This is a genomic window from Stenotrophomonas sp. Steno-C15, from assembly GCF_056393265.1.
In genome coordinates this window covers 26,423-53,290 of the sequence record NZ_JBWJPF010000018.1, presented here as the reverse complement: position 1 = coordinate 53,290, position 26,868 = coordinate 26,423, and the positions used below count along the sequence as shown (strand labels likewise).

Genomic DNA, 26,868 nt, shown 5'->3' with positions numbered 1-26,868 from the left:
ATGAGCCTGCACGAGACCTACATCGTCGATGGCATCCGTACCCCGATCGGTCGCTATGGTGGTGCGCTGTCCGGCGTGCGCGCCGACGACCTCGGCGCGATTCCGCTGAAGGCACTGCTGGCGCGCCACCCGCAGCTGGATCCGGCGCTGGTCGAGGACGTCTACCTCGGCTGTGCCAACCAGGCCGGCGAAGACAACCGGAACGTTGCGCGCATGAGCCTGCTGCTGGCCGGCCTGCCGGTGACGGTGCCGGGCAGCACGATCAACCGCCTGTGCGGGTCGGGCCTGGATGCGATCGGCACGGTGGCCCGTGGGATCGCCACGGGCGAGCTGGGTCTGGCCATTGCCGGTGGTGTGGAGTCGATGTCGCGCGCGCCATTCGTGATGGGCAAGGCGACCTCGCCGTTCGCCCGCGACCAGCAGATTGAAGACACCACCATGGGCTGGCGCTTCATCAACTCCCGCCTGCGCGAGCTGCATGGCGTGGAGACCATGGGCCAGACCGCCGAGAACGTGGCCGAGCGCTACGCCATCAGCCGCGAGGACCAGGATGCGTTCGCGCTGCGCAGCCAGCAACGCACCGCCGTCGCGCAGGCGCGTGGATTCTTCGATGGCGAAATCGAGGCGGTGGAGGTGCCGGGCCGCAGGCGCGGCGAGACCGTGATTGTCGACCGCGATGAACATCCGCGCGGCGATACCACCGCAGACGCCCTGGCTGGACTGAAGCCGCTGTTCCGGCAGCCCGGAACGGTGACCGCAGGCAATGCCTCGGGCATCAATGATGGTGCCGCGGCATTGCTGCTGGCGTCCGGTGCGCAGGTCAAGGCGCTGGGCCTCACCCCGCGCGCACGCATTCTCGGCTTTGCCAGCGCCGGCGTGGAGCCGGCAATCATGGGCATGGGCCCGGTGCCGGCCAGCCAGAAGCTGATGACGCGCCTGGGCCTGACCATTGCCGATTTCGATGCCATCGAACTGAACGAAGCCTTCGCCTCGCAGAGCCTGGCCTGCATGCGCCAGCTGGGCCTGGCCGATGATGCCGCGCACGTGAACCCCAACGGCGGCGCCATCGCACTGGGGCACCCGCTGGGCATGAGCGGTGCGCGCCTGGCCCTGACCCTGCTGCGCCAGCTGGAAGCCACCGGGGGCCGGCGTGGCCTGGCCACGATGTGCATCGGCGTGGGGCAGGGTGTAGCCCTGGCCATTGAGCGCGTGTGAGCCCCAACGAACCCATGATCTGCACGACAGCCGCGGCCTGCGGGCCGCTCGCCAACAGGAGTACGCCATGAGCGATCCCACTCAACTGCGCGGCTACCGCACGCCGTATCCCGGCAGCCAGCCGCCGCGCATCCACCTGCCGTATGCCTCCACCGCGCTGCGTGGCCCGGGTACCGATCCGATCGCCATCCCGGTGACGCTCTCGGAAGTGACCGGCCCGAGCATCAACCGCATCACCCTGGGTGAGCACGCCGCGGACCTGACCGCAGGTTTCCCCGGCCAGCCGCAGGGCGAGCGCATCATCGTCAGCGGCCGCGTGCTGGACGAGAATGGCCGCCCGGTGCGCAACACCGTGGTCGAGGTATGGCAGTGCAACGCTGCTGGCCGTTACCTGCACAAGGGTGACCAGCACGATGCACCGCTGGATCCCAACTTCAAGGGCACCGGCCAGGTGCTGACCGACAGCGAAGGCCGTTATCGCTTCACCACCATCAAGCCCGGCGCCTACCCGTGGCGTAACCACTACAACGCCTGGCGCCCGGCGCACATCCATTTCTCCCTGCATGGCGATGGCATCGGCCAGCGGCTGGTTACGCAGATGTACTTCCCCAACGACCCACTGCTGGCGTTCGATCCCATCTACAACTGCGTGGACGATGCCAACGCGCGCGAGCGCATGGTGTCCTCGTTCGATTGGGAAAACACGGCCAACGAATTCGCGCTGGGTTACCGCTTCGACATCGTGCTGCGCGGTCGCAAGATGACCGTCTGGGAGTAAGACCATGAGTTTCCAATCCACTCCGTGGCAGACCGTCGGCCCGTACTACCGCCTGGGCCTGGAACCGCTGTACCGCACCGACATCGCCCCGGCCACCGCGCAGGGCGAACGCGTGCACGTGCAGGGCCAGGTGTTCGATGGCAATGGCGTGCCGGTGTCCGATGCCGTGCTGGAGATCTGGCAGGCCGACGCACAGGGCATCTATGCCCACGGCGAAGACCCGCGCCGTGACGACCGCGACCCGGCCTTCGATGGCTGGGGCCGCGTGCCGACCGATGAGCAGGGGCGGTTTGCCTTCAGCACCGTCAAGCCGGGCCGCGTGCCGGGCCTGCGTGGCGAGCCGCAGGCACCGCACCTGATCGTGCTGGTGTTCATGCGTGGCCTGCTGCAGGCCGTGCGTGGCCGCATCTACTTCAGCGACGAGGCCAGCAATGGCGAGGACGGCATCCTCGCGCTGGTGCCGCCCGAGCGCCGTTACACGCTGGTTGCGCAGGCGCAGGGCAAGGGTCTGTACCGGTGGGACGTGCACATGCAGGGCCCGGATGAGACGGTCTTCTTCGCCTACTGATCGCGGCGCGCGCGACGCGCCTTCCGGTCACTCCACGCCCGCACGCAGCGCGCGCGGGTAAGCTGTGGCCACCCAGGATGGACTGCACCGATGAGCCTCTCCCCAACGCTGCTGGGCGGTCTGTTCGGCGATTCTGCCGTCGACGCCGTGTTCAGTGATCAAGCGCGCCTGCAGGCGATGCTGGACGTCGAGCGCGCGCTGGCACGCGCGCAGGTGCGGTGCGGGGTGATTCCCGCCTCTGCACTGGCCCCGATCGAAGCGGCCTGCCGCGCCGACCTGTATGCGCTGCCGGCGCTGTCGGCCGCCACCGCGCTGGCTGGCAACCCGGCCATTCCATTGGTCAAGGCGCTCACTGCGCAGGTCAAGGCGAATGATGCCGAAGCCGCGCGCTGGGTGCACTGGGGTGCCACCAGCCAGGACATCATCGACACCGGCGCCGTATTGCAGCTGCGCACGGCGGTCGGTCACGTGCAGGCGCGACTGCAGGCGCTGTGCACGGCGTTGGCGCGGCTGGCCGAGGCCGAGCGCGGCACCGGTCTGCCGGGACGCACGCTGCTGCAGCAGGCCGTGCCGGTAACCTTCGGGTTGAAGGCCGCCGGTTGGCTTGATGCCCTGCAGCGCAGCCAGCGGCGCCTGGATGCGCTGGCCGAAGACACTCTGGTGCTGCAGTTCGGTGGCGCCGCGGGCACGCTGGCCTCGCTGCAGACGCGCGGGTTGGACGTGGCCGAGGCCCTGGCTGCCGAGTTGCAGTTGCCGCTGCCGGCGCTGCCCTGGCACACCGCACGTGATCGTATCGCCGAACTGGGCAGCGTGTTCGCGCTGCTGACCGGCAGCCTAGGCAAGATCGCCAGCGATATCGTGCTGCTGATGCAGTCCGAGGTGGCGGAGGCCTTCGAGCCGGCCGGGGAGGGCAAGGGGGGCTCCTCGGCGATGCCGCACAAGCGCAATCCGGTGGGCTGCGCGGCGGCCATCGCCGCCGCCACGCGCGTGCCGGGCCTGCTGTCCACGTTGTTCAGCGCCATGCCGCAGCCGCACGAGCGCGCGGCCGGGCAGTGGCATGCCGAATGGGAGACCGTGCCGGAGATCGTCCGCCTGTGTGCGGGCAGCCTGGCCCAGGTGGAGATGGTGGTGCAGGGCCTGCAACTGGATCGCGCACGCATGCGCCAGCATCTGGACAGCCATGGCGGCCTGCTCTATGCCGAGGCCGTGGCGGTCACCCTGGGCGAGCGTATCGGCAAGTCGGCCGCGCACGCCCTGGTGGAGCAGGCCGCGAAGCAGGCGCTGGCGCAATCGCAGCATCTTCGCGACGTGCTGGCGCAGACGCCGGAGGTCACCGCGCAGCTTTCCGCTGCACAACTGGATGCCCTGTTCGCTGCCGACAGCTGGCGCGGCATGGCCGATACCTGGATCGACCGCGTGCTCGCGCGCGGCTGATCCCACGTTCACCGCTGGAGCACGCATGCCCTTCCTCGACCTTCCGCAGCACCGCCTGCATTACCAGACCGAGGGCCGTGCCGACGCGCCATGGCTGACGTTCTGCAATTCGCTCGGTACCGACCTGGGCATGTGGCAGCCGCAGGTGGATGCGCTGGCCTCGCAGTATCGAATCCTGCGTTATGACCGTCGGGGCCACGGCCAGTCCAGCGCTCCGCCGGGCTTGTACACCGTGGCCGAACTGGGCGCCGACGTGCTGGCCCTGTGGGATCACGTGGGCGTCGAGCGCAGCCATTTCTGCGGTCTTTCGATCGGTGGTCTGACCGGGCAGTGGCTGGGCGTGCATGCGGGCAACCGGCTGCGCACGCTCACCGTGGCCGCCACCGCGGCGAAGATCGGCACGCTGGAGAGCTGGCAGGCGCGTATGGCCCAGGTCCAGCACGATGGCTTGTTGCCCCTCGTGGATGGCACCCGCGAACGCTGGTTCACCGCTGCCTTCGCACAGACCCATGCCAGCCAGGTGGAAGAGATCCTGCAGGTATTCCTGGCGACCCGCGTCGACGGTTACGTCGGCTGCTGCAACGCTGTGGCAACGGCCGACTTCCGCGATGTGCTGGGCCGCATCGGCGTGCCGCTGCTGGCCATTGCCGGTGATGATGATCCGGTGTGCGTGCCGACCGATCTGCAGGCAATCGCCGAGGGCGTGGCCCATGGCCACTACGCCGCTGTCCCGGGCCGCCACATGTGCAACCTGGAGTCGCCGCAGGCATTCACTTCCGCACTGGCTGCGCATCTTTCCGCGCAGTACTGACCCCCGCATAACAGGTAGACCACGATGGACGAACAGGAACGCTACGAAGCCGGCCTTGCGGTGCGCCGCCAGGTGCTGGGCGAGGCACACGTTGAACGCTCGCTGCAGGCGCGCACCGATTTCACCACCGAATTCCAGGACTTCATCACCCGCACAGCGTGGGGCACGGTGTGGACGCGTGAGGGGCTGCCGCGGCATACGCGCTCGCTGCTGACCATCGTGATGATGGTGGCGCTGGGCCACGACGAGGAGTTCAAGCTGCACATCCGTGCCGCCCGCAACAACGGCGTCACGCCGGAGCAGATCAAGGAAGTGCTGCTGCAGGCTGCGATCTACTGTGGCGTGCCTGCGGCCAACCACGCCTTCGCGCTGGCTAAGCCGATTCTGGAAGAGCAGGCCGCCGAGGGCTGATGCCGGTTCCGCCGGGGGGGGCCGGCGCTACCGGGCCGCGTTGTGGTAGCGCCGGGCCATGCCCGGCGAGCGCAGCGGCCGACGATGACGCCGGGCCATGCCCGTCGGCGTGCCTCAATTCAACAACGTGCCCAATCGCTGCGCCGCTTCACGCAGGCGCGGCAGCAGCTGGGTCTGCATCACGCCCAGACCTATACGGCCCGCCTGGGTGCCGATGTTCAACGCACCAATCACGTCACCGCTGCGCGAACGCACAGGCACTGCGATCGAGCGCAGGCCGATCTCCAGTTCCTGGTCGACCAGGGACACACCTTCGCGGCGCACCTTCTCCAGCGTGTCCAGGAAATCATCCATGCGGGTGATGGTGCGCTCGGTGCGCGGCCGCAGCGGATTGCGTTCCAGATAGCCTTCCAGCGTGTCGCGCGGCAACGCCGCGAGCAACACGCGGCCCATCGATGTGCAGTAGGCAGGCAGACGGCTGCCCGCGCGCAGTCCAATCGACATGATGCGTACGGTTTCCGCACGTGCCACGTACAGGATGTCGTCGCCGTCCAGCACGCCCAGCGAGCAGGATTCATGCACGTCGTCGCGCAGGGCATCGAGCACCGGCTGCGCTGCGGCGGTCATCGACGACGACGCCACATAGGCACCGCCCATGCCCAGCACGCGCGGCAGCAGCACGTAGCCACGGCCCTGTTCGCCGACATAGCCCAGCTTTTCCAGCGTATACAGCACGCGCCGCACCGCGGCACGCGAGATGCCGGTATCGGTGCTGATCTGTGACATGGTCACTTCGCGCGGGTGCTGCGAGAACACGCTCAGCACGGCCAGGCCGCGACCGAGCGATGTCATGAAGTCCGGATCGCCCTGGTTGTCCTGGATCTGCTGCATCAGCTCATGGGCCAGGCCACGGTCCTGCGGCGGGGCAGGAGCGCGCTTGGGGCGACGGCTGGGAGGAACGGCGGCAGGCATGGCAGCAGCTTTCATCGGGTTCGACCTTGCATGGTAAGCGCTCGCACCAGCAACCGGTACCCGGGTAGCGCCGCCCGGCAGGCGACGCTACGGGGCAGGGTTCACCTGCGCTCGGGCAGCGCGTAGGCAATCACGTAATCGCCGCGGTCCGGCGACTGGCGGGCGCCACCGGCGGAGATCACCACGTACTGACGGCCGGTCTTTGGCGAGACATAGGTCATCGGCGTGCCCTGGCTACCCACCGGCATGCGTGCTTTCCACAGCTCATCGCCGGTACGGCTGTCGTAGGCACGCAGGTAGTAATCCTGCGTGCCCGCGAAGAACAGCAGGCCTGACTGGGTGGCCAGCGAACCGCCCAGGGTCGGCATGCCGATCGGGATCGACAGGCCCATCTTGATGCCCATCGGACCGGTGTCCTTCACCGTGCCCACCGGTACCTGCCAGACCAGTTTGCGGGTCGCCAGGTTGATCGCCGACATCGTGCCGAACGGGGGCTTCTGGCAGGGAATGCCAAGCTTGGACAGGAAGCGGTCGCGCAGCGAACCATAGGGCGTGCCGGTCTGCGAGGCCGCGCCCATTTCTACGCCGCCGTCGCCGCTGCTCATCTGCGCGCGCGGAATCAGCTTGGTCCACAGGCCCAGGCGCATGTCATTGACGAACAGATAGCCCGTGGTCGGGTCGACCGAGGCGCTGCCCCAGTTCATGCCGCCCAGCGAACCCGGCCATTGCAGCGCCAGGTCTTCGCCCGGCGGCGTGTACATGCCGTCGTAGCGGAACTGCTTGAACTGGATGCGGCACAGCATCTGGTCGATCGGGGTGGCTCCCCACATGTCCGACTCGGTCAGCGTTTCCGCGCCGATCTGCGGCAGGCCCACCGACAGCGGCTGGGTGGCGGCGTAGCGCTCGCCCTCGGCGTTGCCCTGCGGCGCCGGAATGTCGCGCACTTCGCTGATCGGCACGCCGGTCTGCCGGTTGAGCATGAAGATCTGCCCGGCCTTGGTGACCTGCAGCAGCGCCGGCAATGTGCCGCCCTTGCCGTCGGGTACATCGATCAGGGTCGGCTGTGCGGGCAGATCGTAGTCCCACAGATCGTGGTGTACGGTCTGGTACACCCAGCGTTCCTTGCCGGTGGCGACGTCGAGCGCGACCACGGCAGAGCTGTACTTGTCGTCCTGCGGCGTGCGTTCGCCGGCCCACTGATCCGGCGTGGTGTTGCCGGTGGGCAGGTAGACCAGGCCCAGTTGCGGGTCGTAGGCCATCGACGTCCACACATTCGGCGTCGCACGGGTGTAGTGGATCGACGGATCCAGCGGCACGTCCGGGGTCTCCTTTGAAAGATCCCAGATCCAGACCAGCGCACCGGTGCGCACGTTGTACGCACGCACCACGCCGGACGGTTCACCCACTTCGATGTTGTCGGCCACCCGACCGCCGACCACGATCAGCTCGCCCGCCACCAGCGGCGCGGCGGTGAGGGTGTAGAAACCGGGCTTGATCTCGCCCATGCCGACCTTCAGGTCGACCACCCCGTTGCTGCCAAAGTCCGGGCAAAGGGCACCGGTGTTCGCATCCAGCGCGAACAGGCGGGCGTCGATGGAGGTCATCAGGATGCGCTTCCCGCACAGCGCCGGGCCGGTGCTCGCCACGTCAGTGGCCGGCACTGGTGCCGGTGTAGCCGTCGTCGCGGCGGCCGGTGCGGTAGTCGCATCGAAATAGCCCAGGCCCCGGCAACGCTGCCAGTTCGGTGCGGTGGCCTTGGGATCGAAGGCCCAGCGCTGCTTGCCCGAATCGGCATCAACGGCGATCACCTGGTTGTGCGGGGTGCACAGGTACAGGGTGTCGCCGATCTGCAGCGGGGTGTTCTGGTCTTCGGCGCCGAAGCCGTTGCTTTCCGGTACATCGCCGGTACGCGCGGTCCAGGCCACCTGCAGCTCTTTCACATTGGCCGGGGTGATCTGGTCCAGTGCGGCAAAGCGGGTACCGGCGGTGGTATTGCCCCAGTGCATCCAGTCGCGCTGCTCAGCGCCCTTGGCCACGGGCACTACGGGGGGTGTGGTGCCCTGCGCCGCCTGCACGGGACGCGGCTGGAACGCTGCGAATGCAGTACCCAGCAGACCCACCAGCAGCACTGCAGCCACGCCATAGGCGCCGCGACCGGCCACCTGGCCGCGGCTGCGGCGCAGCACCGGCCAGGCCAAGGCGACCAGCAGGGCGAGCACGGCTGGCATCACCAGGCGCGAAACCAGCGGCCAGAAATTCCAGCCGGCATCCACCAGCGCCCACGGCAGCGTAGCCACGAACGCCAGGCCGTACAGCAGCGCACCGTTCGGCCTGCGCATCACCAGCAGCACGCCGGCCACGGCAGACGCCACACCCATCAGCAGGAAGTACCAGCTGCCCCCCAGCTGCACCAGGCGTACGCCGCCGACCAGCAGAGCCAGGCCGAACAGCGTCACCAGGATGCCGAGCAGGATCACCAGCACACGGCACACGGCCGGAACCTTCGTCGTCTCGTCCACGTTGCATGAACCTCATTGCAGGAACCCGCGCGAAGGCGGGGAAGCCCCGCGCGCGCCAGGCGTGGCGGGGGCCGACGGCATCCAGGGCGGCTGCGGGCCGTGACGGCGTGCAGGCGTCGATCTGCTTATGACGCAAGGCGGGTGAATGACCGATCACGGCGATTATCGCACGCGTGTGCGATTTTGGCGTGATGCTGTGTCGCCATTGATGGAACGCAGCGGCGCGAAGATGCCGGGAACGGGCAGCGTACGGACGAACCGGTTACCCTATGCCGCCATACAAGCTGGTAGCTGCAATGACCGACGCCACCGTGGCCGTCCCCGCGTGGGCCTCGCGCCTGCGCGACATCGCCGATTTCCCCAAGCCCGGCATCCTGTTCAAGGACATCATGCCGCTGCTCGCGCACGGCGAGGACTTCCGTGATGCCATCCGCGCGATGGCCGACCGCTGGCGCGACCAGAAACTGGACGCGGTGGTGGGTATCGAATCGCGCGGTTTCATCCTGGGCGCCGCGATGGCACTGGAACTGGGCGTCGGCTTCGTGCCGGTGCGCAAGCCGGGCAAGCTGCCCGGCCAGGTGCTGCGCGAGGAATACACACTGGAGTACCGCAGCGACTGCATCGAAGTGCATGCCGATGCGCTGGCGGCCGGCGCGCGCGTGGCGATCATCGATGACGTGCTGGCGACCGGCGGCACGCTGGTGGCCGCATTGTCGCTGGTGCGCCGGCTGGGCGTGGACGTGGTCGGTGCTGGCGTCCTGGTCGAGCTGGATGGCCTGGGTGGCCGCGCCCGTTGGCAGGCGGACCTGCCGCTGCACACCGAGCTGGTGTTCTGAGACTGTCGCCGGGCATGGCCCGGCGCTACCTGTCGCTGGGCCTTACATCATCCGTACGCGGAAGCGGCGGCCCTTGATCTTGCCGGCCTCCAGTTTCGCCAGGGCCTTGCTGGCCTGCTCGCGCGCAATCGCCACGTAGGAGCGGGTCGGGAAGATCGCGATCTTGCCGATGAACTTGCCCGACAGTCCTGCGTCGCCGGTCAAGGCGCCGAGGATGTCGCCCGGGCGAAGCTTGTCTGTCTTGCCACCGTCGATGCGCAGGGTGCGCATCGCTGCCTGCGGCAACTCGGCGGGACGTGACGTCGCCAGCGGCGTTTTCTGCCAGTCCAGCGCGTGCCCCATCTGTGCTTCGATCGCTTCGGCGCGGGTCTTTTCGCGGCCCGCCACCAGGCTGATGGCCAGGCCGCTGGCGCCGGCACGGCCGGTACGTCCAACGCGGTGCTGGTAGCTTTCGACATCGGTCGGCAGCTCGTAGTTGATCACCGCCGCCAGCTCTTCCACGTCCAGACCGCGCGCGGCGACGTCGCTGGCGACCAGCACGTTGCAGCTGCGGTTGGCCAGGAGCAGCAGCACTTCCTCACGGTCACGCTGCTCCATGTCACCGTGCAGGGCCAGCGCCGAGAAGCCGAACTGCTGCAGCGAATGGGCGACCTCATCCACGTCCTTGCGGGTATTGCAGAACACCACCGCCGATTCGGGCGTGTACTTGAGCAGCAGGCCGGCCAGCGCCTTCTGCCGATGGGCCGGCTCGACCTCGCAGAACAGGTGGCGGATGGCCGGCGCCTGGTCAGCGCCTTCCACGGTGACTTCAACGGCATCGCGCAGCAGGTCACGGGCAATGGCACGGATGCTGTCGGGGAAGGTGGCCGAGAACAGCAGGCTCTGCCGGTCCTTGTGGGTGCGTCCGGCGATCTCGCGGATGGGATCTTCAAAGCCCATGTCGAGCATGCGATCGGCTTCGTCCAGCACCAGCGTGCGCACCGCGCCAAGATTCAGCGCGCGCTTGCGTGCCAGCTCCTGCACGCGGCCAGGGGTGCCGACCACCACGTGCGGGTCGTGGCCTTCCAGCGAGGCGAGCTGCGGTCCCAGCGGTACGCCGCCGACCAGCAGCAGCAGCTTCAGGTTGGGGATGCCGGTGGCCAGCTTGCGGATCTGCTTGCCGACCTGGTCGGCCAGTTCGCGGGTCGGGCACAGCACCAGCGCCTGTACGCGGATCAGGCTCGGATCGATCGCCTGCAGCAGCCCCAGGCCGAACGCAGCGGTCTTGCCGCTGCCGGTCGGAGCCTGCGCGATCACGTCGCGGCCATCGAGGATGGCGGGCAGGCTCTGGGCCTGCACAGGGGTCAGGGTGGTGTAGCCGAGGGCATCCAGGCCGGGCTGCAGGGCCGGGCTCAGCGGCAGGGTCGAGAAATCAGTCATGGCGCATTGTACCTGCGCGCGCGGCCGTCACCGTCTCCCGGGGCAGCGGCCGTATCGGCAGACCTGCGCTCAGTGCAGCATCGCCAGCACGCCCTGGTGGATCGCCAGGCCACCGAACAGCAGCCAGGCGAACAGGAGCAGCGCCAGCAGCAGCGGCTTCAGGCCCGCCTGGCGCAGCGCGGAGACATGGGTGGTCACGCCCAGCGCCGCCATCGCCATCGCCAGCAGCACCGTGTCCAGCTGCACCAGCGCTGCGTGAAGTCCGGCGGGCAGCAGCTGCAGCGAGTTCATGCCGGCCACGGCGACGAAACCGAACGCGAACCACGGCACAACGATGCGGGCCTTGCTGCCCTCGGGCGTTGCCCTGCTGCCGCGTGCCAGCCAGAGCGACAGCACGACCAGGAAGGGCGCAAGCAGCATCACCCGGACCATCTTGGTGATGACGGCGGTATCGGCAGCCGCCTCACCCACGGCACGGCCGGCAGCCACCACCTGCGCCACTTCGTGCACGGTCGCCCCGGTGAACAGGCCGTACTGCCGCGCGTCCATCGCCAGCCAGCCGTGCGACTGCAGCAACGCATACAGCGCCGGATACAGGAACATGGCAAGCGTACCGAACACCACCACGGTCGATACCGCCACCGTTACCTGTGCCGCACGACCACGCACCACCGGCTCGGCCGCCATCACTGCCGCCGCGCCACAGATGGCACTGCCGGCGCCGATCAGCATCGCCGCCTCACGCTCCATCCTGAACACGCGCGTGCCCAGCCAACAGGCCAGGCCAAATGTGCTGGCGACCACCAGCACGTCCATCAGCACGCCGGCGATGCCGACATGGCCGATGTCCTGGAACGTCAGGCGCAGGCCATACAGCACAATGCCGGCACGCAGCAGCCAGTGCTTGGCGAAGCCGATGCCTGCCGCGCTGCGCGGCGCCAGCCGCGGGTAGAGGGTATTGCCGACCGCGATACCGGCGACGATCGCCACGGTCAGCGCGCTCAGGCCATGCGCCCGCAGCCATGGCAGGTCCGCCAGATGAAGCGATGCCGCAGCGAGCAGGCCCGCCAGCAGCAGCCCGGGCAGGCGCGGCTGCCAGCGCTGCCGCAGAACGGGCAGGGACCAGGTGGAGGGGGCGGAGGTGCTCATGGCGGGACCGGTGTGGGGAACGATGAAAAGCGTGCGCCTGCGCCAATGACCTGTAAAACGAATAATATAAGTAGAATCTACCTGCTTTATAGGTAAAGGCCATGCGCCTGACTCTGCGCCAGCTCCAGGTCTTCGTCGCCATTGCCGACCACGGAAGTACCTCCGCGGCCGGCCAGGCCATCGCGCTCTCGCAGTCGGCCAGCAGTGCCGCCCTGCAGGAGCTGGAGGCGCACTTCGGCACGCCCCTGTTCGACCGCGTCGGTCGCCGCCTGGTGCTGAACGGCCATGGCCGCGCGCTGCTGGAACCGGCCCGCGCGCTGCTGGTCAATGCCGTTGATCTCGAGCGCCAGCTCGCTGCCGGCGGGGACCCCGCGCAGGGGGCACCGTTGCGGCTGGTGCTGGCGGCCAGCACCACCATCGGCAACTACCTGCTGCCGGCGCGCATCGCCGACCTGTTGCGGCAGGCGCCACAGGCGGAAGTCGATCTGCGCATCGACAACAGCGCCGGCGTGGTCGCCGCCGTCCAGCGGCTGGATGTGGATGCCGGCCTGATCGAGGGGCCATGCCACGAGCGGGGTTTGCAGGTGACCGCGTGGCAGCAGGATCCGCTGGTGATCGTTGCCGCCGCCGACGCGGCGGCGCGCTGGTCGCTGGAGGATCTGCGCGCGGCGCGCTGGCTGCTGCGCGAACCCGGGTCCGGCACCCGCGAGGCCGTGGAGCAGGCGCTTCTGCCGCATCTGCGCGGCTTCGCGCAGACCCTGCAGCTGGGCAATACCGAGGCGATCAAGCAAGCCGCGATCGCCGGCCTCGGCGTGGCCTGCCTGTCACGTCACGCATTGGAGGAGCCGCTGGCACTGGGTCGCCTGCGTGTGCTGGATACACCACTACCCGCGCTGCAGCGCACGCTGTGGCTGGTGCGCCACCCTGGCAAGCAATGGTTGCCGGGTCTGCAGGCGTTGCTGGGGGAGGTGGGCTGATCGATCTCCGGGAGCAGCCCGGCCGGGCCCCCAACCCGTACAATATCCGGATGCCTCTGATTACTCTGCAGAACGTCGACTTCAGCGTCGGCGGCCCGTTGTTGCTGGAAAAAGCCGAACTGTCGATCGAGCCGGGTGAACGCATCGCCCTGATCGGCCGCAACGGCGCCGGCAAATCCACCCTGCTCAAGCTCCTGTCCGGCGACCACAAGCCCGATGATGGCGAAGTGCGCGTCCAGCAGGGCGTCCGTGTGACCCGCTTGGAACAGGAAGTGCCGCATGGCGCGGCCGGCTCGGTGTTCGACGTGGTGGCCGATGGCCTGGGTGAGCTGGGCCAGTGGCTGGCCGAGTTCCACCACCTCAGCCATGCCGACGAGTTCGACGGCGATGCACTCGGCCGGGTGCAGGCCAAGATCGACGCGGCCAATGGCTGGGGTCTGGACCAGCGCGTGGCCGAGACACTGACCAAGCTCGACCTGGATGGCGATGCGGAGTTCGCGCGCCTGTCCGGTGGCATGAAGCGCCGCGTCCTGTTGGGCCGCGCGCTGGTCTCCAGCCCGGACCTGCTGCTGCTGGACGAGCCGACCAACCACCTGGACATCGAAGCCATCGACTGGCTGGAAGCATTCCTGAAGGGCTGGAGCGGCAGCGTGGTGTTCGTCACCCATGACCGCCGCTTCCTGCGTGCGCTGGCCACCCGCATCGTAGAGATCGATCGCGGCCAGGTCACCAGCTGGCCCGGCGACTGGGCCAACTACGAACGCCGCCGCGAAGAGCGCCTCAACGCGCAGGCGCAGGAGAACGCGCGCTTCGACAAGCTGCTGGCACAGGAAGAAGTGTGGATCCGGCAGGGCATCAAGGCGCGCCGCACCCGCGATGAAGGTCGCGTGCGCCGGCTGAAAGCGATGCGCACCGAACGGTCGCAGCGACGCGAGCTGAGCGGCAATGTCCGGATGGAAGCGGCACAGGGCGTGAGCTCCGGCAAGAAGGTCATCGACGTCAAGGACATTTCGTTCGCGTTCGGCGACCGCACCATGGTCCGCGACTTCACCACCACCATCCTGCGCGGCGACCGGATCGGCCTGATCGGCCCCAACGGCAGCGGCAAGACCACCCTGTTGAAGCTGCTGCTGGGTGAACTGCAGCCGCAGAAGGGCGAGGTCAACGCCGGCACCAACCTGCAGGTGGCCTATTTCGACCAGTATCGTGCCGTGTTGCGCGAAGACTGGAGCGCCATCGAGAACGTGGCCGAAGGCCGTGATTTCCTCGAGTTCAACGGCAAGCGGAAGCACGTGCATGCCTATCTGCAGGACTTCATGTTCACGCCCGAGCGCGCGCGCGCGCCGATCACCCGGCTGTCCGGTGGGGAGCGCAACCGCCTGCTGCTGGCCAAGCTGTTCGCGCAGCCGTCCAACCTGCTGGTGATGGACGAACCCACCAACGACCTGGACGTGGAAACGCTTGAGCTGCTGGAAGAGCTGCTTGGCGAGTACACCGGCACGCTGCTGCTGGTCAGCCACGATCGTGATTTCATCGACAACGTGGTGACGTCCACGCTGGTGATGGAGGGCGACGGCGTGATCGGCGAGTACGTTGGAGGCTATACCGACTGGCAGCGCTACGCGGCCAGTACCGCAGCGGCAGCAGTGCCCGCCGCTGCCAGGCCGGCGGCAGCGGTTGCGCCTGTGGCTGCCGCGGAACCTGCCGCGGCCAAGCGCAAGCTCAGCTACAAGGAAGCGCGCGAACTGGAGCAGCTGCCGAAGACGATCGAGAAGCTGGAAGGTGACGTCGAAGGCCTCACCTCAGCGATGAATGATCCCTCGTTCTACACCCGCAGCAGCGCCGAGGTGACGGCACACACGCAGCAGCTGGCCAAGGTGCAGGCCGAACTGGACGCCGCGTACGCGCGCTGGGAAGAGCTGGAAGGCTGATCGTTGACCGACGCTGACGGTGCAAGGGTAGCCGGGGCCATGCCCCACGAGCGCACAGCGCGGGCTTCTGGCGTTCCGCCGGGCATGGCCCGGCGCCAGGGATGCAAGGCCGCCACGGCGCCCTGATCCTATTTGACCCCGTGCAGATCCCGCAGCTGGCTTGGCCGGCTGCCGAAGTACGCCGCCAGGTCGGCGATGTCCTGATCGCTCAGGTCCGTCGCCTGCGGCGTCATCAACGCGTGCTGGCGGTCGCCGGAACGGTAGGCCTGCAGCGCATGCGCGAGGTAATCACCGTACTGCCCACCCAGTTTCGGGTAGGTCGGATCGATCGGGGCGTTGCCGTCGGCACCATGGCAATCGATGCAGCTCTGGTTGGTGGCCTTGCCCTTCACCTTGGCCCGGGCTTCACCGGCAGCCTCACGGCCGGTGGGCAGGCCTGCCGACGATGAAGAGCCGTGCTCGCCGCTGGCATGGCCCGGATCGGCGGCGGATTTCTCGCTGTTCTCCACCTGTGACTGCGAGCAGGCCGCCAGCAGCAGGGCGACGGACAGGGCGATGGCATGACGCAGTGGATGCGCGGCTTTCGACATGGGCGGGCCTTACTTGACGGTGGACAGGTAAACAGAGAGATCGGCGATCTCCTGTTCGCTGAAACTCATCGACTGGGCCTGCATCGTCGGATGCCGGCGCTTGCCCTGGCGGTACTCGGTCAGGGCCTGGGTCAGGTACTGCTGGGTCTGGCCACCGATCTTCGGTACCCGGTAACTCGGGTAGGCGTTCTTGTAACCGGTGATGCCATGACACCCCTGGCAGGTGTAGGCCAGCACCCGGCCATTGTCGTAATTGCCAGCGGGCGCGGCGGCGGCAGCAGCGGCGGGTGCCGGGGCCGGGGCGGGTGCTGCGGTTGTGGTAGCTGGAGCGGGCTGTGCGGCGGCCCCGAGGGGCAGGAGGACGGCCAGAGCGAGACAAGCGGCGAGCGGCTGCGGGCGCATGATGTCGTTTCCGGGGATTCGGGTCTGGTCGTTCCGGCGTGGGGTACGGAACGACCCGAGTATAGCCTCAGGTTTCATCTAGCTGAAATGGGGGTGGGCCGACCAGCGGCGTGAAGACACCATGACCTTTGGGATATGGTGTTGCCGTGAAGTGGTGCATTACTTTGCTACCACACCTGCCCACGCATCCTCCAGGGACCTGACGATGTCGCACCCAATCTTCCTGCATGGCCGCCGCAGCGGACTCTGCGCCGCCGCCCTGCTGATCTCCACCACGCTGATGCTGGGCGGTTGCGCCGCGGGCCCCAATAGCGAGGCCAAGGCCGCCGAAACCAAGGATGAGAAAAAAGTCGAGTCCGTGCCGGTCGAGGTCGCGGTGGCCAGCCGCCGCGCGGTGGCGGCCAGCTACACCGGCACCGCCGCGCTGGAGCCGCGCGCCGAGTCGCAGGTGGTTGCCAAGACCTCGGGCGTGGCGCTGGCGGTGCTGGTCGAGGAAGGCCAGCGGGTCAGCGCGGGGCAGCCGCTGGTACGGCTCGATCCGGACCGCGCACGCCTGGCGGTTGCGCAGAGCGAGGCACAGATGCGCAAGCTCGAGAACAACTACCAGCGCGCACAGAAGCTGGTCGGCCAGCAGATGGTCAGTGCCGCCGACGTCGACCAGCTGCGCTTCGATCTGGAAAACGTGCGCGCGCAGTATCGCCTGGCCACGCTGGAGCTGTCGTACACCACGGTGGTCGCACCGATCTCCGGCGTGATCGCCTCGCGCTCGATCAAGACCGGCAACTTCGTGCAGATCAACACGCCGATCTTCCGCATCGTCGACAACTCGCGCCTGGAAGCCACCCTCAACGTTCCCGAACGCGAGCTGGCAACGCTGCGTGCCGGCCAGCCGGTGACCCTGTCGGCGGATGCACTGCCGGGCCAGAGCTTCACCGGCATCGTTGATCGCATCGCACCGGTGGTGGATTCGGGCAGCGGCACGTTCCGTGTTGTCAGTGCCTTCGACGGCACTGCCCATTCCCTGCAGCCGGGCATGTTCGGCCGGATCCGCATCGATTACGACCAGCGTGCCGACGCCCTGGTCGTGCCGCGCCTGGCGCTGCTCGACGATGGTGAGCCGGCGGTGTTCCGGGTGCGCGACGGCAAGGTCGCACGCGTTCCGGTCAAGCTGGGTTACGCCGAGGGGCCATGGGTGGAGATCCGTGATGGCCTGGCGGCTGGAGACCAGGTGGTCACCGCAGGCAAGGTCGCGCTGCGCGACGGCACCGCCGTGCAGGTGATCGCTGATCCGAAGGCGAAGACGGCGACGGCCTCGGCCAAGCCGGCAGACAAGGCCGGGAGCCGGCAATGAGCCATCCTGACCACGACCACGGTGCTTCGCCCCACGGCGAAAGCGCCGCCGCCGGCATGCGCGGCGGCCTGGTGGAGTTCGCTACCCGCCGCCGCGTCACCATTGCCATGTGCACGGTCACCCTGCTGCTGTTCGGCCTGATAGCGCTGGGCAGTCTCAAGGTCAACCTGCTGCCGGACCTGAGCTACCCGACGCTGACGGTACGCACCGAATACACCGGTGCGGCACCGACCGAGATCGAAACCCTGATCACCCAGCCGGTGGAAGAAGCCGTGGGCGTGGTCAAGAACCTGCGCAAGCTGAAGTCGGTCTCGCGCACCGGCCAGAGCGATGTGGTGCTGGAGTTCGCCTGGGGCACCAACATGGACCAGGCCAGCCTGGAGGTGCGCGACAAGATGGAAGCGCTGAACCTGCCGCTGGAGGCGAAAGCCCCGGTGCTGCTGCGCTTCAATCCGTCCACCGAGCCGATCATGCGCCTGGTGCTGTCCAGCAAGGCGGCGCCGTCCAGCGATGCCGACGCCATCCGCGAGCTGACCATCCTGCGCCGCTACGCCGACGAGGATCTGAAGAAGAAGCTGGAACCGGTCACCGGCGTGGCGGCGGTCAAGGTCGGCGGCGGCCTGGAGGACGAGATCCAGGTCGACATCGACCAGCAGAAGCTCGCGCAGCTGAATCTGCCGATCGATACCGTCATCAAGCGCCTGAAGGACGAGAACATCAACATCTCCGGCGGTCGGCTGGAAGAGGGCTCGCAGCGCTTCCTGGTGCGTACCGTCAACCAGTTCGCCGACCTGGAGGAGATCCGCAACCTGCTGGTCACCACCCAGGCGTCCAATGGCAGTGCGGCGGACTCCGCGCTGCAGCAGATGTTCAACATTGCCGCCTCCACCGGTTCCGCTGCGGCCATCGCCGCAGCCTCGGCCGCACAGAGCGCATCGTCCGGCGGTGGCTCCAGCGTGGTTGCCAATGGCATTCCCGTCCGATTGAAGGACGTGGCCACCGTGCGCCAGGGCTACAAGGAGCGTGAAGCGATCATCCGCCTCGGCGGCAAGGAATCGGTCGAGCTGGCGATCTACAAGGAAGGCGACGCCAACACCGTCGCCACCGCCGAAGCGCTGCGCAAGCGCCTGGAGCAGATCAAGGGCACGTTCCCCGGCGATGCCGAACTGACCACCATCGAGGACCAGTCGCGCTTCATCGAGCATGCGATCAGCGACGTCAAGAAGGATGCGGTGATCGGTGGCCTGCTGGCGATCCTGATCATCTTCCTGTTCCTCCGCGATGGCTGGAGCACGTTCGTCATCAGCCTGTCGCTGCCGGTGTCGATCATCGCCACGTTCTTCTTCATGGGCCAGCTGGGTCTCAGCCTGAACGTCATGTCGCTGGGCGGCCTGGCGCTGGCGACGGGCCTGGTGGTGGACGATTCGATCGTGGTGCTGGAGAGCATCGCCAAGGCGCGCGAGCGCGGGCTGGGCATCCTGCAGGCCGCGATCGAAGGCACCCGCGAAGTGAGCATGGCAGTGGTCGCCTCCACCCTGACCACCATCGCGGTGTTCCTGCCATTGGTGTTCGTCGACGGTATCGCCGGCCAGCTGTTCCGCGACCAGGCGCTGACCGTGGCGATTGCCATCGCCATTTCGCTGCTGGTATCGATGACACTGATTCCGATGCTCAGTTCGCTGAAGGGGCGGCCGCCGCTGGCGTTCCCCGAAGAGCCCGCCAGCGAGGCGTGGCAGCCGCAGCGTCGCTGGCAGAAGCCCGTTGCAGCCGGCCGTCGTGGCTTCGTCGCTGCGGTGCGCTGGACCTTCTATGCGCTGGCCTGGCTGGTGGTGCGTGCCTGCCGCGGCGTTGCCGCCGTGATCGGTCCGGTCATGCGCAAGGCCAGCGATATCGCGATGAAGCCCTATGCGGGGGCCGAACGTGGCTACCTGCGGCTGTTGCCGAGCGCGCTGGCGCACCCCGGCAAGGTGCTGGGCCTGGCCGCGCTGGCGTTTGCAGCCACCATGGCGCTGGTGCCGATGCTGGGCGCCGACCTCATCCCGCAGCTGGCGCAGGACCGCTTCGAGATGACCGTCAAGCTGCCGGCCGGCACGCCGTTGAAGCAGACCGATGCACTGGTCCGCGAACTGCAGCTGGCGCACGGCAAGGGCGAGGGCGTGGCCTCGCTGTACGGCGTCAGTGGCAGCGGTACCCGGCTGGACGCAAGCCCGACCGAGAGCGGTGAGAACATCGGCAAGCTGACCGTGGTGATGGAAGGCGGTGGGGATGCGCGCACCGAAGCGGCCATCACCGAGCGCCTGCGTGGCACCATGGCCGGGCACCCCGGCGCGCAGGTCGACTTCGCGCGGCCGGCACTGTTCAGCTTCTCGACGCCGCTGGAAATCGAACTGCGTGGTCAGGACATGGCCACGCTGGAGCAGGCCGGCCAGCGGCTGGCTGCCCTGCTGCGCGGCAATGCGCACTACGCCGACGTGAAGTCGACGGTGGAGGAGGGCTTCCCGGAGATCCAGATCCGCTTCGACCAGGAGCGCGCCGGTGCACTGGGCCTGACCACCCGCCAGATCGCCGACGTCGTGGTGAAGAAGGTGCGCGGCGATGTGGCCACCCGCTACAGCTTCCGCGACCGCAAGATCGACGTGCTGGTACGGGCACAGGAAGGCGACCGGGCCAGCGTGGAGAGCATCCGCCGCTTGATCGTCAACCCGGGCAGTACCCGTCCGGTCACCCTGGACGCCGTGGCCGACGTGGTGGCCACCACCGGTCCGAGCGAGATCCACCGTGCCGATCAGACCCGCGTCGCGGTGGTCTCGGCCAACCTGCGTGACATCGATCTGGGCGCGGCCATGCGCGAAGTGCAGCAGATGGTCGCCGAACAGCCGCTTGGTGCGGGCGTCGGCCTGCATATCGGTGGCCAGGGCGAGGAGCTGGCGCAGGCGGCAACGTCGCTGATCTTCGCCTTCGGACTGGCGATCTTCCTGGTCTATCTGGTGATGGCGTCGCAGTTCGAATCGCTGCTGCATCCGTTCGTGATCCTGTTCACCATCCCGCTGGCGCTGGTCGGCGCGATCCTGGCGCTGATGCTGACCGGCAAGCCGATCTCGGTGGTGGTGTTCATCGGCCTGATCCTGCTGGTGGGACTGGTCACCAAGAACGCGATCATCCTGATCGACAAGGTCAACCAGCTGCGCGAGGCCGGCGTGGCCAAGCACGAGGCGCTGGTGGAAGGCGCGCGCTCGCGCCTGCGTCCGATCATCATGACCACCCTGTGCACGCTGTTCGGCTTCCTGCCACTGGCGGTGGCGATGGGCGAGGGCGCTGAAGTACGTGCGCCGATGGCGATCACCGTGATCGGCGGCCTGCTGGTCTCCACCCTGCTGACCCTGCTGGTGATCCCGGTGGTCTACGACCTGATGGATCGCCGCGGCGACGCCTACTACCGCGAACGCGGCCGCAAGCACGCCGGCGACGGACTGCGGATCGCAGAAGGTGGCCGCGTCGGCGGCGAGGAGCCGGCATGAGTGTCGCCGAGTTCTCCATCCGCCGTCCGGTCACCACCATCATGTGCTTCGTATCGCTGGTGGTGATCGGCCTGATCGCTTCATTCCGGCTGCCACTGGAGGCTCTGCCGGACATCTCCGCGCCGTTCCTGTTCGTGCAGATTCCGTACACGGGCTCGACACCGGAAGAAGTGGAGCGGACCATCATCCGGCCGGTGGAAGAGTCATTGGCAACGATGACCGGGATCAAGCGCATGCGCTCCTCGGCCACGTCCGAAGCGGCGCTGATCTTCATCGAGTTCAGCGACTGGGACCGTGACATCGCCATCGCCGCTTCGGACGCGCGCGAACGTATCGATGCGATCCGCAGCGACCTGCCTGACGACCTGCAGCGCTACAACGTGTTCAAGTGGTCCAGCAGCGACCAGCCGGTGCTGAAGGTGCGCCTGGCCAGCACCACCGACCTGACGACCGCCTATGACATGCTCGACCGCGAGTTCAAGCGGCGCATCGAGCGCATTCCTGGCGTTGCGCGCGTGGACATCACCGGTGCACCGCCGAATGAAGTCGAGATCGCGATCGATCCCAACCGGCTCAACGCGCACGGGCTGAGCATCAACGAGCTGAGCGAACGGTTGCGCACGCTGAACTTTTCGATCTCGGCCGGGCAGATCGATGACAACGGCCAGCGTGTGCGCGTGCAACCGGTCGGCGAGATCACCGACCTGCAGGAACTGCGCGATCTGGTGATCAACGCCAAGGGCCTGCGGCTGGGTGACATCGCCGATGTGCGGCTGAAGCCGGCGCGGATGAATTATGGCCGCCGCCTGGATGGCAACCCGGCAGTGGGCCTGGATATCTTCAAGGAGCGCAGCGCCAATCTGGTCGACGTCTCGCGCGCGGCGCTGGCCGAAGTCGAAGCGATCCGCGCACAGGCCTCGATGCGCGATGTGCAGATCAAGGTCATCGACAACCAGGGCAAGGCGGTGACCTCCTCGCTGCTGGAGCTGGCCGAAGCCGGTGCGGTGGGCCTGATCCTGTCGGTGACGGTGCTGTTCTTCTTCCTGCGCCACTGGCCGTCCACGCTGATGGTGACGCTGGCCATCCCGATCTGCTTCACCATCACCCTGGGCTTCATGTACTTCGTCGGGGTGACGCTGAACATCCTGACCATGATGGGCCTGCTGCTGGCGGTGGGCATGCTGGTGGACAACGCCGTGGTGGTGGTGGAGAGCATCTACCAGGAGCGCGAGCGCATGCCGGGACAGCCACGGCTGGCCTCGATCATCGGCACCCGCAACGTCGCCATCGCGCTCAGCGCCGGCACCCTGTGCCATTGCATCGTGTTCGTGCCGAACCTGTTCGGCGAGACCAACAACATCAGCATCTTCATGGCACAGATCGCGATCACCATTTCGGTATCGCTGCTGGCGTCTTGGCTGGTGGCGGTCAGCCTGATTCCGATGCTGTCCGCGCGCATGGCCACGCCCAAGCTCGTGCACTCGCAGACCGGCCTGATCGCGCGCCTGCAGCGGCGCTACGCGCAGGTGCTGGACTGGTCGCTGCACCATCGTGGCTGGAGCCTGCTGGGCATCGTGCTGGTGGTGGCCGTCAGCCTGGTGCCGATGAAACTGACCAAGGTGGACATGTTCGGTGGTGAAGGTGGCAAGGACATCTTCATCGGCTACATGTGGAAGGGTGCCTACACCTACCGGCAGATGTCCGAGGAAGTGGCTCGGGTGGAGAACTGGATCGACGAGAACCGTGAGCGCCTGCACGTCAAGCAGGTGTACTCCTGGTACAGCGAGCAGGAAGGCAGCTCGACGGTTGTCACCCTGGACGAGAAGTACGCCAAGGACATCAAGTCACTGCAGGAGGAGCTGCGCAAGGGCCTGCCGAAGTCCGCGCGTACCGACTACTTCGTCGGCAACCAGGGCGGTGATGGTGGTGGCGGCAACCAGGGCGTGCAGGTGCAGTTGATCGGCGATTCCAGCAGCATGCTGCAGGAAATCGGCCAGGAAGTGCTGCCCCTGCTGGCCCAGCGTGCGGAGCTGCGCGACGTGCGCATCGACAATGGCGAGAAGGGCGGTGAACTCAAGGTGCGCGTCGATCGCGAGCGTGCCGCCGCCTTCGGCTTCAACGCCGAGCAGGTGGCCAGCTTTGTCGGCCTGGCATTGCGCGGTGCACCGATGCGTGAGTTCCGGCGAGGCGACAACGAGGTGCCGGTCTGGGTGCGCTTCGCCGGGGCCGAGCAGAGCAGTCCGGAAGACCTGGCCGGCTTCAGCGTGCGTACCGGCGACGGCCGCAGCGTGCCACTGCTGAGTCTGGTCAGCGTCGATGTCGGTTCGTCCGCCACCCAGATCGGCCGAACCAACCGGCAGACCACGCTGACGATCAAGGCCAACCTGGCCGAGAAGATCACCGCACCGGACGGACGCAAGGCGATCGAGGCCGTACTCAAGCCGATGAGCTTCCCGGCCGGCTATGGCTACACCTTCGATGGCGGCGACTATGGCAACGATGACGAGGCGATGCAGCAGATGGTGTTCAACCTGCTCATCGCGCTGGTGATGATCTACGTGGTGATGGCGGCGGTGTTCGAATCGCTGCTGTTCCCGGCGGCGATCATGAGCGGCGTGCTGTTCTCGATCTTCGGCGTGTTCTGGCTGTTCTGGATCACCGGCACCTCGTTCGGAATCATGTCCTTCATCGGCATCCTGGTGCTGATGGGCGTGGTGGTGAACAACGGCATCGTGATGATCGAGCACATCAACAACCTCCGGCGCAGCGGCATGGGGCGTACCCAGGCGCTGGTGGAGGGCTCACGCGAGCGCCTGCGCCCGATCATGATGACCATGGGAACGGCAATCCTGGCGATGGTGCCGATTTCGCTGACCAACACGCAGATGTTCGGCGACGGCCCGGAGTACGCGCCGATGGCCCGAGCCATCGCCGGTGGACTGGCGTTCTCGACCGTGGTCAGCCTGCTGTTCCTGCCGACGATCTACGCGGTGCTGGACGACCTGCGCAATGCCGTGACGCGGCTGATCCGCCGCGCGCGCGGCCTGGAGAAGGTGGCGGCAACGGCCGCCTAGCGTCGAGCTTGCCCGACTACGGGGAACGACAACGTGTTGTGGTGTGGGGAGGCCGGTCGTAGTGGGGCGGCCTCCCCCTTTTTTTGCCGGGCATGGCCCGGCGCTACCATCACCGCCTCGCGGTATCGCCGGGTGTCGCAATTCGCCGCCACGCGGTAGCGCCGGGCCATGCTCGGCGGGGCGTTGCAATCAACCTGCCACCTTGCCCCACACCTGGAAGCCGGTCAGCCACAGGCCGAGCATGCTGCCGAGATTGGTCAGCATGAACGTCAGCACCACGCGGGTGACCCGATTGCGGTACCAGCCCTTCAACGACTGTGCATCGTCGCGCAGCTGCAGGAAATCCTGGTACGCCGGCTTGCGCAGGCGTGCCTCGACCAGCGCCGAGAACGCGCCGGTGGGAATGCTGAGCCGGAACGGCTTGAACGGGGCGACCACGATCGCCGTGAGAATGCTCAGCGGGTGACTGCCGGCCAGCAGACAGCCGAGGCCGGCCAGGCCGCCGGTGTACATCGCCCAGGTGGCCAGCAGTTCGGTGCCCACGCCCAGGCCTCCGCGGTAGAAGCCGACGGCGATGCCGGTGATGACGATGGCAAGGATGCCCAGCGTGAACCACGGGATGTTGCGCTTCTTCGGCACGGCTTCGAGTTCGGCGCGCAACGGTGCCGGTGCATCGGTATCCGTTTCGAGGTATCGCGCCAGGCCTGCCAGATGGCCGGCGCCGACCACCGCCAGGACTTCGCGCTGCCGCGGGTCGTGTTCTTCGCGCAGGCGCGTGGCCATGTAGCGGTCGCGCTCGCCGATGATGGTTTCGTACAGCGCGGGATTCTCGGTCGCGAACTCGCCGAAGCTCGACTCCAGCATGTCGCCCTGCTTGAGCTTCTCGATTTCGTTTTCGCCCACCTCTTCCGATGAGAACAGGCCGGCGCCCAGGCCCGCAACCAGCTTCAGCTTGCCGAAGAAGCCCAGCCGCTGCGAGGCGCGGCGGAAGGTCAGGCCCACCTCGCGGTCGATCAGGTGGACGGGCAGGCCGCGCTCACGTCCCAGTTCGACGGCGCGCTTCAGTTCCGCACCCGGCTCGATGCCGAGCTGTTCGGCCAGACGACGCTGGTAGGCGGAAAGCGCCAGGTTGGCGGCGAACAGGGCAACGCGACCCTTGCGGATCACCTCGACCAGGTCCAGCTTGGCCAACGTGTCCGGATCGCTCAGGGCCTGCAGGCGCTGGGGGTCCAGTTCGACCGCGACGGCATCGAAGCGGCCGCTGTTGATCGCTTTCTCTACCGCCTCGACGCTGGCGTGGGAAACGTGGGCGGTGCCCAGCAGGGTGTAGCGCACGCCGTCGCGTTCAACGACGCGCACCGGCTGGCCGGCGAACAGATCGTCGCCGGTCTCGGGAAGGATTTCGGTCATGGAGTCATTCATTGGAAGGTGCGGTGTCGGCGCCGTCGCCGAGCGCGCGTTGCATCTGCACGGTGTCCAGCCAGCGGCCGTGCTTGCGGCCGAGGCCGCGGAACACGCCGACCAGCTCGAAGCCGAAACGCTCGTGCAGCCTGATCGAAGCGGTATTGGTCGGTTCGCCGATCACCGCCACCATCTGCCGGAAGCCACGTGCGACGCATGCGTCGATCAGCGCCTGCAACAGGCCGGTGCCGACGCCCTGGCCTTGGAACCGTGCATCGACATAGACCGAGTTCTCCACGGTCCACTGGTAGGCAATGCGCGTGCGGTAGGTGTTGGCGTAGGCGTAGCCGGCGACCTGGCCGTCGATCTCGGCGACCAGATAGGGAAAACCGCGGTCGATGATGTCGCGCATGCGGCGCAGCATCTCGGCCGGGTCCGGGATGTCGTACTCGTACGTGTTGACGAAGTCGGTCACTTCGACCGCGTAGATCGCGGTGATCGCGGCGATGTCGGCCGGGCCGGCATCACGGATGAGGACGGCCATGCGCGGCTCCGGTTCAGTCGATGTAGCGCTTGAGCAGATCGCCGTAGGCATCGATGCGGCGATCGCGCAGGAACGGCCATATGCGGCGCACGTGCTCGCTGCGCTGCAGGTCGACGTCGCATACCAGCACAGCGGCATCGGTGCCGGCTTCGGCCAGGAACTCGCCCTGCGGGCCGAGCACGTGGCTGTTGCCCCAGAACTGGATGCCCGACGCGCCCAGCGGCGAGGCCTCATGGCCGACGCGGTTGCAGCTCAGCACCGGCAGGCCGTTGGCGACGGCATGGCCACGGTGGCTCAGTACCCAGGCATCGCGCTGGCGGGTCTTCTCGTCCTGCACGTCGTCCGGGTCCCAGCCGATCGCAGTCGGGTACAGCAGCAGCTCGGCGCCGGCGAGCGCCATCAGGCGCGCCGCCTCCGGATACCACTGGTCCCAGCACACCAGCACGCCCAGGCGGCCCACCGAGGTGTCGATCGGGGTGAAGCCGATGTCGCCCGGGGTGAAGTAGAACTTCTCGTAGAAACCCGGATCGTCCGGGATGTGCATCTTGCGGTACTTGCCGAGCAGGGTGCCGTCCTTCTCGAACACCACCGCGGTGTTGTGGTACAGGCCGGCGGCGCGGCGCTCGAACAGCGAACCGACCAGCACCACGCCATGCTTCTTCGCCAGCGCACCCAGGCGCTCGGTGCTCGGGCCCGGGATCGGTTCGGCCAGATCGAACTCGTCAACCGACTCGTGCTGGCAGAAGTAGGGGCCGTTGTGCAGTTCCTGCAGCAGCACCAGCTTGGCGCCCTGCGCTGCCGCTTCGGCCACGCGTGCCTCGATCACCGCCAGATTGGCGGCGGCATCGCCGTGGTTGCGCTCCTGGATCAGGGCGACGGTAAGCGGGCTGCGCGAGTTCATGCGGGTGTTCCTGCGGGGGAAAACCCGCATGTTAGCGCGTATGCGATGCCGCAGCGTGTCGGCCGCT

General features: G+C 67.6%; 21 protein-coding genes. 12 read left to right on the top strand and 9 right to left on the bottom strand.

Features of this window, described 5'->3' with window-relative positions; genetic code table 11:
- From pcaF to pcaC, 6 genes are all read left to right on the top strand, one after another.
- On the top strand, nucleotides 1-1,215 hold the full coding sequence (gene pcaF / locus AC06FB_RS13830) for a 3-oxoadipyl-CoA thiolase (protein WP_430543114.1): 1,215 nt from the start codon (nucleotides 1-3) through the stop codon (nucleotides 1,213-1,215).
- A gap of 67 nt (nucleotides 1,216-1,282) precedes the next feature.
- Nucleotides 1,283-1,993 carry a protocatechuate 3,4-dioxygenase subunit beta gene (pcaH, locus tag AC06FB_RS13825; RefSeq protein WP_197572109.1) on the top strand — a complete coding sequence of 237 codons (711 nt, stop codon included), beginning with the start codon at nucleotides 1,283-1,285 and terminating at the stop codon, nucleotides 1,991-1,993.
- 4 nt (nucleotides 1,994-1,997) lie between these two features.
- A complete protein-coding gene (pcaG, locus tag AC06FB_RS13820; protein WP_478053787.1) occupies nucleotides 1,998-2,561 on the top strand; it encodes a protocatechuate 3,4-dioxygenase subunit alpha in 564 nt (187 codons plus the stop codon).
- A gap of 90 nt (nucleotides 2,562-2,651) precedes the next feature.
- A complete protein-coding gene (locus AC06FB_RS13815; protein ID WP_478053786.1) occupies nucleotides 2,652-3,995 on the top strand; it encodes a 3-carboxy-cis,cis-muconate cycloisomerase in 1,344 nt (447 codons plus the stop codon).
- A gap of 25 nt (nucleotides 3,996-4,020) precedes the next feature.
- On the top strand, nucleotides 4,021-4,806 hold the full coding sequence (gene pcaD, locus AC06FB_RS13810; protein WP_478053785.1) for a 3-oxoadipate enol-lactonase: 786 nt from the start codon (nucleotides 4,021-4,023) through the stop codon (nucleotides 4,804-4,806).
- A 24-nt stretch (nucleotides 4,807-4,830) separates the two neighbouring features.
- The gene (gene pcaC, locus AC06FB_RS13805) at nucleotides 4,831-5,217 is read left to right on the top strand and encodes a 4-carboxymuconolactone decarboxylase (protein WP_065181323.1); all 387 of its coding nucleotides are present in this window, start codon (nucleotides 4,831-4,833) and stop codon (nucleotides 5,215-5,217) included.
- 114 nt (nucleotides 5,218-5,331) lie between these two features.
- Here the strand turns inward: pcaC and AC06FB_RS13800 are convergent, their stop codons facing one another.
- Together AC06FB_RS13800 and AC06FB_RS13795 are read right to left on the bottom strand one after the other, a co-directional pair.
- Nucleotides 5,332-6,189 carry an IclR family transcriptional regulator domain-containing protein gene (locus AC06FB_RS13800; protein ID WP_164152939.1) on the bottom strand — a complete coding sequence of 286 codons (858 nt, stop codon included), beginning with the start codon at nucleotides 6,187-6,189 and terminating at the stop codon, nucleotides 5,332-5,334.
- Nucleotides 6,190-6,290: 101 nt separating this feature from the next.
- Entirely contained in the window at nucleotides 6,291-8,708 is a 2,418-nt protein-coding gene (locus tag AC06FB_RS13795) for a membrane-bound PQQ-dependent dehydrogenase, glucose/quinate/shikimate family (protein ID WP_478053784.1), read from the bottom strand.
- A 296-nt stretch (nucleotides 8,709-9,004) separates the two neighbouring features.
- Here AC06FB_RS13795 and AC06FB_RS13790 point away from each other — a divergent pair, with 296 nt between their 5' ends.
- Nucleotides 9,005-9,544, top strand: a complete 540-nt coding sequence (locus tag AC06FB_RS13790) for an adenine phosphoribosyltransferase (RefSeq protein ID WP_053517758.1) — start codon at nucleotides 9,005-9,007, stop codon at nucleotides 9,542-9,544.
- Between the two features lie 42 nt (nucleotides 9,545-9,586).
- Here the strand turns inward: AC06FB_RS13790 and dbpA are convergent, their stop codons facing one another.
- Both dbpA and AC06FB_RS13780 read right to left on the bottom strand, forming a co-directional pair.
- Nucleotides 9,587-10,963: an ATP-dependent RNA helicase DbpA gene (gene dbpA, locus AC06FB_RS13785; protein WP_478053783.1), complete on the bottom strand. Its 1,377-nt coding sequence runs from the start codon at nucleotides 10,961-10,963 to the stop codon at nucleotides 9,587-9,589.
- Between the two features lie 69 nt (nucleotides 10,964-11,032).
- Entirely contained in the window at nucleotides 11,033-12,112 is a 1,080-nt protein-coding gene (locus AC06FB_RS13780) for a YeiH family protein (protein ID WP_478053782.1), read from the bottom strand.
- A gap of 101 nt (nucleotides 12,113-12,213) precedes the next feature.
- On the opposite strand from AC06FB_RS13780, the gene AC06FB_RS13775 reads away from it, so the two are divergent.
- Entirely contained in the window at nucleotides 12,214-13,089 is an 876-nt protein-coding gene (locus AC06FB_RS13775) for a LysR family transcriptional regulator (RefSeq protein WP_065181327.1), read from the top strand.
- A 50-nt stretch (nucleotides 13,090-13,139) separates the two neighbouring features.
- Nucleotides 13,140-15,020, top strand: a complete 1,881-nt coding sequence (locus AC06FB_RS13770; RefSeq protein WP_279942551.1) for an ATP-binding cassette domain-containing protein — start codon at nucleotides 13,140-13,142, stop codon at nucleotides 15,018-15,020.
- 128 nt (nucleotides 15,021-15,148) lie between these two features.
- Here the strand turns inward: AC06FB_RS13770 and AC06FB_RS13765 are convergent, their stop codons facing one another.
- Together AC06FB_RS13765 and AC06FB_RS13760 are read right to left on the bottom strand one after the other, a co-directional pair.
- Entirely contained in the window at nucleotides 15,149-15,610 is a 462-nt protein-coding gene (locus tag AC06FB_RS13765; protein ID WP_053517751.1) for a c-type cytochrome, read from the bottom strand.
- A gap of 9 nt (nucleotides 15,611-15,619) precedes the next feature.
- Nucleotides 15,620-16,012 (bottom strand): c-type cytochrome, encoded by a 393-nt coding sequence (locus AC06FB_RS13760; RefSeq protein WP_053517750.1) that lies wholly within the window; start codon nucleotides 16,010-16,012, stop codon nucleotides 15,620-15,622.
- Between the two features lie 205 nt (nucleotides 16,013-16,217).
- Here AC06FB_RS13760 and AC06FB_RS13755 point away from each other — a divergent pair, with 205 nt between their 5' ends.
- From AC06FB_RS13755 to AC06FB_RS13745, 3 genes are read left to right on the top strand one after another with little or no spacing between them, the layout of a single operon-like run.
- Nucleotides 16,218-17,363: an efflux RND transporter periplasmic adaptor subunit gene (locus tag AC06FB_RS13755; RefSeq protein ID WP_053517749.1), complete on the top strand. Its 1,146-nt coding sequence runs from the start codon at nucleotides 16,218-16,220 to the stop codon at nucleotides 17,361-17,363.
- 56 nt (nucleotides 17,364-17,419) lie between these two features.
- Nucleotides 17,420-20,881, top strand: a complete 3,462-nt coding sequence (locus AC06FB_RS13750; protein WP_322523328.1) for an efflux RND transporter permease subunit — start codon at nucleotides 17,420-17,422, stop codon at nucleotides 20,879-20,881.
- The gene (locus AC06FB_RS13745; RefSeq protein ID WP_065181330.1) at nucleotides 20,878-23,955 is read left to right on the top strand and encodes an efflux RND transporter permease subunit; all 3,078 of its coding nucleotides are present in this window, start codon (nucleotides 20,878-20,880) and stop codon (nucleotides 23,953-23,955) included. Before AC06FB_RS13750 ends, AC06FB_RS13745 begins: the two co-directional genes overlap by 4 nt.
- A gap of 189 nt (nucleotides 23,956-24,144) precedes the next feature.
- Here the strand turns inward: AC06FB_RS13745 and AC06FB_RS13740 are convergent, their stop codons facing one another.
- Genes AC06FB_RS13740 through AC06FB_RS13730 form a run of 3 tightly spaced genes read right to left on the bottom strand, consistent with a single transcriptional unit; the run spans nucleotide 24,145 to nucleotide 26,801 of the window.
- Entirely contained in the window at nucleotides 24,145-25,365 is a 1,221-nt protein-coding gene (locus tag AC06FB_RS13740; RefSeq protein WP_053517747.1) for a TraB/GumN family protein, read from the bottom strand.
- A gap of 4 nt (nucleotides 25,366-25,369) precedes the next feature.
- Entirely contained in the window at nucleotides 25,370-25,900 is a 531-nt protein-coding gene (locus AC06FB_RS13735; RefSeq protein WP_111185650.1) for a GNAT family N-acetyltransferase, read from the bottom strand.
- Nucleotides 25,901-25,913: 13 nt separating this feature from the next.
- Nucleotides 25,914-26,801: a carbon-nitrogen hydrolase gene (locus AC06FB_RS13730; protein WP_053517744.1), complete on the bottom strand. Its 888-nt coding sequence runs from the start codon at nucleotides 26,799-26,801 to the stop codon at nucleotides 25,914-25,916.
- Nucleotides 26,802-26,868 lie beyond the last annotated feature (67 nt).